At 44.9% G+C, this 11461-nt stretch carries 12 protein-coding genes; 5 read left to right on the forward strand and 7 right to left on the reverse strand.

Annotated features, from left to right (window positions below):
- Positions 1–2 precede the first annotated feature (2 nt).
- Both LEP1GSC052_RS19905 and LEP1GSC052_RS19910 read left to right on the forward strand, forming a co-directional pair.
- Positions 3–413, forward strand: a complete 411-nt coding sequence (locus LEP1GSC052_RS19905) for a response regulator (RefSeq protein WP_010575915.1) — start codon at positions 3–5, stop codon at positions 411–413.
- Positions 414–536: 123 nt separating this feature from the next.
- Positions 537–1565, forward strand: a complete 1029-nt coding sequence (locus LEP1GSC052_RS19910; protein ID WP_010575914.1) for an MBL fold metallo-hydrolase — start codon at positions 537–539, stop codon at positions 1563–1565.
- A gap of 120 nt (positions 1566–1685) precedes the next feature.
- On the opposite strand, the gene LEP1GSC052_RS19915 is transcribed toward LEP1GSC052_RS19910, so the two are convergent.
- From LEP1GSC052_RS19915 to LEP1GSC052_RS19930, 4 genes are read right to left on the reverse strand one after another with little or no spacing between them, the layout of a single operon-like run.
- Positions 1686–2831 carry a sensor histidine kinase gene (locus LEP1GSC052_RS19915; protein WP_020985995.1) on the reverse strand — a complete coding sequence of 382 codons (1146 nt, stop codon included), beginning with the start codon at positions 2829–2831 and terminating at the stop codon, positions 1686–1688.
- Between the two features lie 53 nt (positions 2832–2884).
- Entirely contained in the window at positions 2885–3652 is a 768-nt protein-coding gene (locus LEP1GSC052_RS19920; protein WP_010575913.1) for a ribonuclease H-like domain-containing protein, read from the reverse strand.
- A complete protein-coding gene (locus LEP1GSC052_RS19925) occupies positions 3652–5400 on the reverse strand; it encodes an apolipoprotein N-acyltransferase (RefSeq protein ID WP_020986262.1) in 1749 nt (582 codons plus the stop codon). Before LEP1GSC052_RS19925 ends, LEP1GSC052_RS19920 begins: the two co-directional genes overlap by 1 nt.
- Positions 5400–6452, reverse strand: a complete 1053-nt coding sequence (locus LEP1GSC052_RS19930; protein ID WP_020986399.1) for a lipase secretion chaperone — start codon at positions 6450–6452, stop codon at positions 5400–5402. The genes LEP1GSC052_RS19925 and LEP1GSC052_RS19930 overlap by 1 nt, the downstream gene beginning before the upstream one ends.
- A gap of 86 nt (positions 6453–6538) precedes the next feature.
- Here LEP1GSC052_RS19930 and LEP1GSC052_RS19935 point away from each other — a divergent pair, with 86 nt between their 5' ends.
- The gene (locus tag LEP1GSC052_RS19935; RefSeq protein WP_020986114.1) at positions 6539–7561 is read left to right on the forward strand and encodes an NAD(P)-dependent oxidoreductase; all 1023 of its coding nucleotides are present in this window, start codon (positions 6539–6541) and stop codon (positions 7559–7561) included.
- A 159-nt stretch (positions 7562–7720) separates the two neighbouring features.
- Here the strand turns inward: LEP1GSC052_RS19935 and LEP1GSC052_RS19940 are convergent, their stop codons facing one another.
- The 3 genes from LEP1GSC052_RS19940 to LEP1GSC052_RS19950 form a co-directional block, all read right to left on the reverse strand.
- Positions 7721–8542, reverse strand: coding sequence for an Fpg/Nei family DNA glycosylase (locus tag LEP1GSC052_RS19940; RefSeq protein WP_010575909.1), 822 nt, complete (start codon positions 8540–8542; stop codon positions 7721–7723).
- Positions 8543–8635: 93 nt separating this feature from the next.
- Positions 8636–9535 (reverse strand): SPL family radical SAM protein, encoded by a 900-nt coding sequence (locus LEP1GSC052_RS19945; RefSeq protein ID WP_010575908.1) that lies wholly within the window; start codon positions 9533–9535, stop codon positions 8636–8638.
- Positions 9513–10241 carry a DNA alkylation repair protein gene (locus tag LEP1GSC052_RS19950; protein WP_010575907.1) on the reverse strand — a complete coding sequence of 243 codons (729 nt, stop codon included), beginning with the start codon at positions 10239–10241 and terminating at the stop codon, positions 9513–9515. The genes LEP1GSC052_RS19945 and LEP1GSC052_RS19950 overlap by 23 nt, the downstream gene beginning before the upstream one ends.
- A gap of 164 nt (positions 10242–10405) precedes the next feature.
- Between LEP1GSC052_RS19950 and LEP1GSC052_RS19955 the strand changes: the two genes are divergently transcribed.
- The gene (locus LEP1GSC052_RS19955) at positions 10406–10936 is read left to right on the forward strand and encodes an acyl-CoA thioesterase (RefSeq protein ID WP_010575906.1); all 531 of its coding nucleotides are present in this window, start codon (positions 10406–10408) and stop codon (positions 10934–10936) included.
- A 14-nt stretch (positions 10937–10950) separates the two neighbouring features.
- Positions 10951–11457, forward strand: a complete 507-nt coding sequence (locus tag LEP1GSC052_RS19960; protein WP_010575905.1) for a MarR family winged helix-turn-helix transcriptional regulator — start codon at positions 10951–10953, stop codon at positions 11455–11457.
- The last annotated feature ends 4 nt before the right edge of the window (positions 11458–11461 follow it).

Below are 11461 nucleotides of genomic sequence, written 5' to 3' on the forward strand. Positions count from 1 at the left end.
TTTTGAAAGATAACATCAAGAAAAACAACGCGATCCTTTGTGTGGACGACGAACCGATCATCCTCATCGCGTTGAAACAGGAATTAAAAAAACAGTTCGGAAACGAATTTCAATACGAGACCGCGATCAACGCAAACGAAGCTTTGGAAGTCGTGGACGAGTTGGTCGCAAACGGAGTCAACGTGATTCTCATTTTATCCGATTGGCGTATGCCCGGACTCAAAGGGGATGAATTCTTAATCTTAATTCATAAAAAATATCCGAACATACGTTCCATTCTCATCACGGGTCACGTCGACGAAGCGGCCGTGGAAAGAGTAAAAAAAGAAGCGGGAACGTACGCGGTTCTTCCCAAACCTTGGGACCCGAAACAACTCGCGGACGCAGTCAAAGTTTGTTGCGGTCGAAATTAATCGGACATCGTTTTTTGTTCGTAACGATTTCGGAGAACTCCGCGTTTGAAATTTCAATTGCAGACTTCCGAGCGTGTAAAGACCTTGTATTCAAGAAGGATTCCCTCCTTTGAGGAGAATTGAATGAAAATTCACCGATACAATTCTATTCCGGAAGTAAAGGACATAGGAGACGGAATCTTTAAGACTGAAATTCCTCAGCCGTTTTATTCTCCGAACAATATCTATATTCTTCCAGACGGCGAACCGACCATCATCGACTCGGGTTATATCGAGAACCTCGGTCTTTTGCAAAGAGCGTTGAAGACGATCGGTCTTTCCTTGAGCAAAATCAAGCACATCATCTACACCCACAATCATCTCGATCATATGAGCGCGGCCTTGACGTTGCGTTATTATACGGATGCGAAGTTGTATGCGATGACCGGAATGGCCGCGGAGATCGGAAACTACGTGGAGTTCGTTCAGGTTTTTCAAAGGGCGATGAGAAGACTCGTCTACAAAGGACATCACGATAATACGACCAGGGCCACCGAACTCAAAAGAGTGGATACGGGTATATTCGAATTTCATGATGCGTTGGAGAATTCCGAAAGAGTCGATCCGTATCTGGACTTCGACGTGGAACTCGTGGAAGGGGACGTCATCAAGGCGGGCGGAAGGGAAATCGGAATTCTTCATACTCCAGGTCACAACCGTTGGCATTTGACTCCTTATATTTTGGGGGAGAAGATCTATTTTACCGGCGATTTGGTTCTGCAAAATATTTCCTCGATCTACGCGGAGATCGACGGAAACTTATACGACTATCATCAATCCTTGGATCGTCTTTCCAAATTGCCGATTCGAAGACTTCTTCCCGCGCACGGACCCGAACCCGACGATCCGCAAAGGGCGATCAAACTACTTTCAAAAACTCTAAACCTTTTGGAAAGGGGGGTCGTTCGAAGATTGAAGGAGAACGATCAGGATCTTTCCACGTTGGTTCTCGAAGCGATGGGCGAAAAAGTGGCGAACAGCGGTTATTACAATACGGCGCTCGCGATTCTCCATTCTTTGATCCGAAAGCTGATTGATCAAGGGCAGGTTCAGGTTTTGGAAATCGATCCTCCATACGAAAAATATCGTTGGATCGGCGGAGATGCGGTTTAGAATTTTATAAAATTCTTAACTGATCGAATTTCTCGAAAGCCGCTTTTTCCCCGATACAATTTTTGTTTTCTTTCGGATTTGAAATCGAACGCGGATAACGCGTCGTTTTAAAGGGCGGATTCAAGGATTTGCCGGGTCGGCCGAATCGGAATGATAGCTGAACTCAAGAACCGCAGTCAAACCTTGATCGCCGGAAAGACGAAAATTTCCGTGCATCTGTTTGGAGAGAATATGAATCAGAGTAAATCCCGTCGTTGACGATTTTTTTACGTCGAAGGGCATCGGCATCCCGACTCCGTTATCTTTTACGATCAATTGGAAAATTTTCTTCGATCTAAAAAAACGGATTTCGATTTTCGGATCGGTTGTGTTTTTAAAAGCGTGCGTTAGGCAGTTCTCGAGCAGTTCGTTGAAGATCATCGCGCAGGGAATCGCGGTTTCGATCGGAAGCGAAATCTTATCCGAGTTGTTGACCGCCAGCGCAGTCGAATCCTTATGTTTCTTTTTGGAATTCTCCACAATCTTATCGATCACCCCCGAAAATTCCACGTTGTGATAGTTGTCCGATTTATACATATAGTTATGCACTTCGGACATCGCGAGAATTCTATTCTGAAATTCGAATAAAACGCTTTTTGAATTTTCTTCCTGGTTGCGATGCAAATCCGCGAGGCCGCAAAGAACCTGAAGATTGTTTCTCACCCTATGATGAATCTCTTTGATCAGTTCGTTTTTCTCCTCGATATAGGTGTTTAAAATCCGAACGGTGAGGAGGGCCATGATCGTAAACAGGGTATAAATGAGAACCGAGTCGATCGCGTAACTTACGACCAAAGTTCCGTTCTCGTTCTGCAAAGCGAAGTAGCCGAACATTACCCCGAGAAAAAAAAGGGAAATATATATGGTAATTCTAATATTCGTAAATAATAAAAATAGGATCACGATCAGCGGAAACGCGAGAAGCATGTTCCCGTTCGGATTTCCGAAGAACAAACCGCCTAAGATGTTCCAAATGCCCGAGCCGAGCGTCGCGGTCAAAGCGGCTCGAAACATTCCTTTCCAGAGCAGAAAGATGGAAACGATCGAGGCGATAAAGAAGAGAAAAAAACTGGCGGGAAGAAATTGAACGTCCTTGTATAAGAACAAAAAGAGCGCAATCGAATCCAAAACTACGGATATGGAATTGAAAAGGAAAAGATACCAGGCGCGGATCTTAAGGATATAGTCTTTGTCCGCGTATATGTTCTCGAACCGCTTCCAATGCATATTTTCCCTTCGACGCGGAAATTACCGCGCTTACGACGATCAGGGAAACTAAGTCAGGACGAAGACGGCTCCCTGAGGATCTCCCCGTAGAACGGGGTTTCTTTGATCTTTAGATTATAACCTTTGACGAATAATATTTCAAGATTCACCGTGTCTTCGCGGTTGTAACCTTCCAAAATTCGAAGAGCGTCCGTGTCGTCATAGTCAACATATTGTTTCCAAAGTTTTACCGCATCTGCTCCGGTTATGGACGCTTCTTCCGGTCTTACGATCCCGAGAGCCTTCTCGCAACCTTTGAGGCCTCCCTTGATTCCGAGGGATCTTAAGAAAAACATAATATCGATATGATTGTTTCTGAATCGAACGTTGAATTCCTTTTCCAAAAAGGGAACGTCGAAGCCGATTCCGTTGTAGGAAACGAAAATCTGATCCTGACGAAGATTATCCAAAAAGAAATCCAGGTTGAATCCTCGGATATAAGAACGGTATTCCGAGCCGTCGTACGTTCCGATCACCGTGGTTCTGTCCTCGCTTCCGAGTCCGGTCGTTTCGATATCCAGATACATCAATTTTTTGCGAATCGTAGGAAACAATCTCCAGTGATGTTTGGAGGAAAGAACGTGGAAGAAGTAGAAAAAATTCTCCCGTTCCAATTCTTTTTTAGAAAATTCTAATGCGTCTAAGATCAGATTTCGGATCGGAATGGATTCGGATCTCAGATAATCCTTTAAGTCCCTCCAGTTGTGGATTCCCCGAGCCCAAAGATTTTTTTCCTCGGTAGAATCGATCCCGGGCAAATGACAAAACGTATGTTCGAGCATCAACGTTTCCTAATGAACTTCGACAAGAAGACGAAACGAATCGAAAGAGACAACACGCAAACGATCCAAAGAGGAACGTTTCCGAACGTCGTATAAACGGTGGAGATGGAAGAACCCAATCGGATCGAAAATGTTCGGATTCCCGTCTCGTGAAAACCCATGGAATGAATCAGAGAAATTCCGCGCGCGTCCCAAACTTCGGAAATTCCAGAAACGGTGGAACGAATCAACGGCAAACCGGTTTCGATCGCCCTCAAACGAACGGTTCCCGAATGTTGATTCGCTTCGAGTTCCGAGTCGAACCACGAATCGTTCGTGATGTTGATTAGAATTTCCGGTTTTTGTCCGTCTTTGAAATAATCCAGAACCAATTCGGTGAACATCGCCTCGTAACACAATAAGGGAAGAATGGAATACGAATATTCTAAATTTCTAATTTTCTCAAGTTGTCGGACTTCGGAGGAAAACGAGGATCGAAACGTTTCCGGATTTCCGATCTCCGAAATTTCCTTCGGGTCGGGAGCCGCGATCGAAGTTTCGTTTCGATTCTTATTTCCGATTAAAAGTTTCGGAGTTTCTCCGGGAACGTATCGGGAAGTTTCCTTAAAGACGGAACGTAAAAAGGGAAGTTCCTTTTCCATCGGAAGATATTCTCCGAACGCGAGAAGTCTTCTTTTATCGTATCGTTCCGTGCTTCCGTCCGAATTTTTAAAAAGACTGATTTGATTTCTGAGTCTTCCCTTGTCCATGTTCAACTCGTTGAAAAGAACGTCGGCGCCCGTGTGTTTGGAAAGATATAAAATCAATCCCTCCATCGTGGAAGAATAAATGTGTTCGTTTCGATTTTCCTCCGAGTCGATCGTTCCGTGAAACGGAATCGAGGATTCCGGAATTACGATCAGAGAGGGAGAATTTTCGGAGCTCATACTTCCTTCCAAGGCAAGAGACAACACCTTGCTCATTGTCGAGCTTAAAAAAGCTCGATCCGCTTTTAAATCCTTGGTTCCCGGAGAAGTGTCGGGTTGGATCATCACAACGGAAATCGTTTTGGGTTTGTCTTCGCTAAGAGCTCGATCCGCGTATCCGATTCGATACAAACCGTACGTATATACGAAAACGATTCCGATCGCTCCGACCACGGCGGTTTTGAATTCTTTGGAATTCTTCCGTTTAAAATGATTTAAGAATATTACAAAAATCGAAGATAGGAAAAGAAGCAGAAAACTCAGTCCGTAAACGCCGCAGATCGATGCGAATTGTTCGAAAACGATCGAACCTCCGATCAGATTTCCCCAATACCACGGAAAAATCTGATAAACCGCCGCGTCCGCGATCGTTCCCGCAGCGGGGAGTACGAGCAGAACCCAGGGAGAAGAGGCCGATTTTATTTTAGAAAAACGGAATATTAGATAAAACGGAAATAGTTTCAGATGGGAAATCAATCCGTAGAACAGAAAAAAAAGAATCGAAACGATCGGACCCGTCCCAGCAATTCTCGAAACCGCGCCCGGAATCCAAAAAAAAGTGGTGAGGTTTAAAATCTGCGAAAGAATCAAAAGCCAAAGGGAAACTTTCCAAAACGATTCCTTATCGAGGGAAAGAAATAAAAAAAGACAGGAAACGGAAGCGGCCACTCCCGCGGAAAAAAAGGAAAAAGGAGAAAGCCCCAAAAGGGTTCCGAAACCGACTCCCAGACAAAGCAGGAGCCGGTAAACGATCGAATCTATCGGAATCAAACGGCGGATCATCAATTTTGGTTTTTCTTCATCTCCTCTTCGTATTTAAGCCTTCTTGAATATTCTTCCGCTTCTTCTTTGCCCAGGTTTTTGATTCTGATTTCCATCAGAGCCTTGTCCCTCGCTTCTCCCTTTACGTTCGAATTTTTTTGAAGCCAGTCCGATTCGTCGCGTACGGTTTGTTTTTCCTTCTTTTCCCTTTCTTCGATTTCCTTATAAACCGCGTCGATACGATCCGCTCCGTCCTTTCCGAAATATTTTTCACGAATGGTTCTCGTTTTCGTGTTTCGATCGGAAGAACTCATCTTTTCCAGTTCCTTGTCTCTTAGGAACATCTCGGTTTCGTACGTATTGTATTTGGGCTCTCTCGTCTTTACGGTATTGTAATATTGACCGTAGACATTTTTTCGGAAATCCTCGTACCGAGCCATTCTTTGATCGCCACTCAAGGATTCCGTGTCCTTTAAAAAACCGCCCAAGGAATCGCGATAGGTTTCCTCGGATTCTTCCATACCGAAGATGAGCTTTGCGTCGTTTTCGGAAAAGAATTCCCTTCTTTTCTTTTTCACGATCTCGTATTTTTCGGCGCGGCTGAGTTTATCCGAAAGTTCGTATTCTCTCATCGTCGTTTCGTATCTTAAGTAACCCGAAAAAAGTTTCATAAGATATTCCGCGTCTTTGCCCGTGTAATGATCCGCGATAAAAGCCCGTATGATTTCGTTGCATTGTTCGTAGACTACGTTCTCGGGACATTGTCTTCGCAAACCCCAGAGTTCGGAAACTAAGTTGACTTCACCCGTCGCCGCGTAATGCATCAAGTCGTCGAACGAAAGCCAGTTGCCGTTCTCGTCGAAAATTCTTCGAGAAGTGTCGACCACGGCTTGGTTTAAGACCCATTCTCCCGATTCGGAACGTTGTAACGTGAATTCTCCTTCGGGGCTCGACGAGAAACCGCTCGCGCCTTTGCCGCCGCTGAAAAAAACGAACCAGATCAACGCGATCAAAACCACGGAGATCAAACCTATAACTGCCGGGAATGTAATTCTTTCCTGAAGGGATTTCATGGACCTGTGATTCTTAAAAAAATCTTTCTCAAGGCAAACCTTTTTTGTTTTTTCTGAAAAAGCGGTTCGGGTGAAATGACAAAGTCGTGCAACAAAAAAGACCGATTCTTTATTATCCCGAAGGAACCACGGGCGCCCGAGAGATTTTTTCCGGTTTTGAAAAATTGGAAGTGCGTTCTTATCCGATCGACCGCATCGAAGAATTGGCCGAGGAAGAACCTTCCGTTTTGATCGCCAACACGAGGTTAAAGGTGAACCGAGAAAGTATAGAACGGTTTCCTTCCGTGAGAATTTTCGCAACCGTAAGTTCCGGTACGGATCACGTCGACTCAGGCGCGCTGAAGGAATCGGGGAGAATTTTTTTAAACGCTCCGGGTTGCAACGCGGGTTCGGTCGCGGAATATTGTTACGCCTCTCTTTTGGAACGTTTCACCGAATCCGAATTAAAAACCAAAAAAGTGGGAATGATCGGCCACGGAAACACAGGTAAAGAATTTCATAAAATTCTAATATTCAAAGGGATCGAATGCGTTTTTTACGATCCGTTTTACAAGGCGGAATCCTCTCCTCTAGACGAGGTTTTGAGTTGTTCGATTCTGAGTTATCACGTCCCTTTGACCAAGGACGGACCCGAACCTACGTTTCGTTTTGTCGCGCCTTCCTTGATCGATTCCTTACGGCCGGGAACCGTGTTCATCAACACGAGCCGGGGGGAAATCCTTTCTCCGGAAACTTTCGAACGACTGATTGCAAGAAATGATATATTCAAAATTTTAGATGTGTTTGATCCGGAACCTCCCTCCTTGGCATTGGGAAGAATTCTCGCGGACCTGGACAATTCGGTTTTCACACCGCATATCGCCGGTTACAGTCAGTTGGGGAGAATGAGCGGAACCTATCGTGTCGCCGAAAAATTGTCCATTCTGTATCAGGATCGTCCTTTGCCGCCGCTCGATTCGTTTTTACAAACCTCGGGCGATTTTAAAACCTCCACATTCTTAAAAGAAGAAGATCGTCTATTGCGCGATTCTTGGAGAAAAGGCGACGCGGGTTATTTTGAAAGAAGACGGAATTCGTATCCGGTCCGTTTGGACTGGGGTTTGGTTTAGAATTTGGTGCGTTCTTTCGTTACTTCGTAACAAACCAACGCTTTCGCTCCGCGGCTTATGGCTGACTCACTTCCTATGGTGCGTTCTTTCGTTACTTCGTAACAAACCAACGCTTTCGCTCCGCGGCTTATGGTTGACTCACTTCCTATGGGGCGTTCGTCACCACTTGATGAACTGTTCGCCTTTGGCCGGTTGGCAAGTGGGACAAAAGAAAGAATCATACCCTAAGACGTTCGCTCTTCGAATCGTCGTTCCACAAACGGGGCAGGGTTCGTTTTTTCGATTTCTCACCTTTACGTGATCGCGAACCTTTACGTCCAGAGGCGCGTGTTTGTTGCGGACGTATTCGATCGAACTCGAAAGAACCTCTTTGATGCTTTTGTATAAAAGGGATTTATCTTCCGGAGAAAGTTGATTGCAGGGAGTTTTCGGATGAATCTTCGCCGCAAACAAAACCTCGTCCGCATAAGCGTTTCCTAATGCGCTGAGCCTGGATTGATCCATTAAAAAAACTCTGGTTTGCTGACGGCTTTTTCCCATCGCACGGATCAGACTTTCTTCGGTGAATTCATCCGAAAGAAGATTGATCCCTTGTTCCTTGTATTTGGGAATTTGGCCGATGTCATCCGGTTTCAGAAAATAAACTTTTCCCATCCTCGTGTCGTCCGCGTAATTTAAAACGGGACCGTTCGTAAGAATGCGAACACAGAGATCTTTTTTCTTATACTTCGGATCCAGGGAAAATCGACCGGACAACATAGGATGAATTACTATATTCAAATTTTCGAATGCGAAATTCAGAAAGGGTCCGTTTCTTTCCACGGATTGAAACGAAGAACCGGAATAAATCTCTTCCACGGCCGATCCGGTGAGATTGCGGACAACCAAAGGATCCACGATTTCGATCGATTGAACGGTTTTGCCCACGAGTTCGGGGATCAACCGTTCCCGAATGACCACTAAGTCCGGCAGTTCTGGCATGGTCCGATTGAACTTCGTTTTGCGGGTTCGTCAAGAAGTTGTTTATCTTTCCGGGTCGATTCGAAAAACGGAATTCGAAAATACGCGAATCGATCATTCGTAAGGAAGAATTCCTTTTTGTAATCCGTATTTGAAACACAACTCGTCCGTTTTGTTTTTGAGAGCGCTTCGATAGTATTTCGGCATCTCGGAACCGTTGGAAAAAAATTTACGATACTTTTCGAGCAGATGGGGATAGTGTTTTTCGATCGCTTCGAAAACTCGGAATCTGCTATCGGAAGAATCGTTTCCGCCGAAAAGAGTAAGGCTCGCCGGGAATATATATTGGATTCCGATTTCTCGAAAGGTTCGAAACATAAATTCGAGATTCTCCCCCTTGTCGCCGATATGCGGAAGAAGGGGCATCAAACTGACCCCGCTGTAAAAACCCCGTCTTAAGATTTCTTTCAACGCGTTCAATCGTAAACTCGGTGCGGTCGCTCCCGGTTCGAAAATGCGCGCGACCGAATCGTCCAGGATGGAAAAGGAAAACGTAATAAAGGATTTGCGACTCAAGCGGTTTTGCAGATCGTTCGGAAGAATCGCGGATTTTTCGATTTCGCTTAACAAATCCAAGTCTCTCAGAACCAGATCCGATTTGGTGAGAATATGAACCGGAAATTTGTATTTTAGAATTATCTTAAGTAGTTCCCGTGTCAGTCCTTTTTGTTGTTCGATCTGAAGATAAGGATCTGTGGCCGAGGCGAGAACGATGATTCCGTACTGGTTCTTTTTGGCGCGGTTCCAAAGTTGTTTGTCCAAAACCTCGGCCGCGTTCTCCTTAACGGAAAGTTTATCCTCAATGTTCGAACCGTATTTGCTTCCGCCTATATAACAATACAAACAACGAAACGAACAACCGCTGTAGGGATTGATCGTGTAGTCGTCCAAAAACCAGGGATCTCTCCGTTTGGTTTTATTCAGAATACTTTTAATCCGAATATCTTGAGGCATATTTAGAGGAACGACCCAATCCGATTTTGATTTTCGTTTTAAAAAAGGTTCCGATGTTTTTATCCGAGTTCAAACGGGATTCGAACTTGGCGACGATATCGGGATGAAATTTGGAAACGGTTTTTACGGCCCAACCGATTCCTTTTTTGGTATGAAAATCGTTTGTGTCCGCTTTCGCTAAAAGAAGAAGAAAGATTTCCTCCACGTATTTTTTGCGAAGTCCTTTTTTGACCGCATAGTGAGCGGCCACTCCCACTGAACGGGAAATCCAAGCGTTCTTATGATCCAGAAATTTTTTTAGCACGGGCAAGGTTTTTTCGGGATCTTGCAAGAGAGAATAACCCATCACCCTTTCTCCGATGATGTCGCAGACATACCATTCGTCGCCGAACACCATGTAGTCGATCGCCTTCTTTACGGATTGTTCGAAGTGTTTATCCGAACGCAATTGAAGAATCATCCCGGCGATCACGTTGCCTCCGATCGTTCTTCGTTCTATGATTCGGTCGGTAATCGGAATTTGATTCCGTTCGGGAACTCCCGAGTAGAGTTCTTTGGCGGCGAACTCGAGCAAAGGAAACTTTATTTTTTTGGATAAGAGTTCGGAAACGATTTCGTCCGCGATCGCATTCTCGTTTTGATTCGAGGAACTCAAGATCGAGTCGAGGATCGATTTGATTTCTTTTTTGGAAGTGATGGAATCCATTTTCGTTTCGGTTCAAAGTTCAGAAAATGTATAATTCTCCGCCGAGATCTTTGTCAACACACTAACTTTTTCCCGAAAACCGGTTGACAGATTCTAAATTATGTGTGTAATAGCACATGTGTATTTACAAGTGTGCAAATACACAATAAAGTTTGGAGGCGTTTATGCTTTCTACCGCAGATAAAATCGAATTATCCCCTTCCGGTATTTATAGGATTCGTTTTCAGGATTGCGACCCTTTCGGTCATCTGAACAACGCGCGTTATATGGATTATTTTTTGGAGGCCCGAGAGGATCATCTTCGGGACTATTACGGTTTCGATTTGTTCGAACACGCTTCCAGAGAAGGCAAGTCTTGGGTCGTCAGTAGAACGCAGATCGCTTATCTCGAACCCGCAAAACAAAGCGATCAGGTGAAGATCGTTACGCGATTGGTTGCAAAAGGGGACGGAAGCATCCGCAACGAGGATCTTATGTATGACGCGTCCGGTAAGAAGTTGAAGGCGCTTATCTGGATCGATTTCGTTTTTGTGGATCTGAAACGGGGAAGGCCGATTCGTCACGGAGAAGATCTCGGCCGTTTTTTCGACTCGGTTCTTTACGAAGACGCGGGGCTCGAAAACGGAAATTTTGAAGAGCGCGTTCGAGAGATGAGACGTACAATGGCTCCGGGAGCGGAAGCGATTCCGGCTTAATTCCCGGAGGAAACATGGTCAAAAAAATGGAGCTTAAAAATTCCAAAAAGATTTCCAAAAAGGAATCCGTAAGTCCCACAAGGGACGAGCTTTTGACCGTAGGTTTGGGATGTCTGAACTTCAATTTGAAACGGGCGTCCCGAGCCATCTCCCAATACTTCGATCACGTTCTTGATAAGGTCGATCTTACTTCTCCGCGATTCAATATTTTAATGACCTTGGGATCCACGGACGGAATGGAACTCGCTCCGATGGCGGAACTTCTCGTGATGGATCGAACCACTCTTCTCAGAAATCTGGAACCTTTGGAAACGTTGGGTTACGTGGAGGATGTTCCTTCCGAAAACAAAAGGGCGAGAAAGGTCGCTTTGACTTCGGCGGGTTGGGAAGCGCTTCGTCTTGCGTATCCGGTTTGGAAGGAAGCGCACAATCATCTCGTGGAAAATCTGGGGACCACCGAATGGAAAACCCTCATTAAAGGTTTGAGAACGGTTTCCAAAAAAAGAATATTCGAAAAGTAGAAAA

It is taken from the genome of Leptospira kmetyi serovar Malaysia str. Bejo-Iso9 (assembly GCF_000243735.2).
GTDB lineage: Bacteria > Spirochaetota > Leptospiria > Leptospirales > Leptospiraceae > Leptospira > Leptospira kmetyi.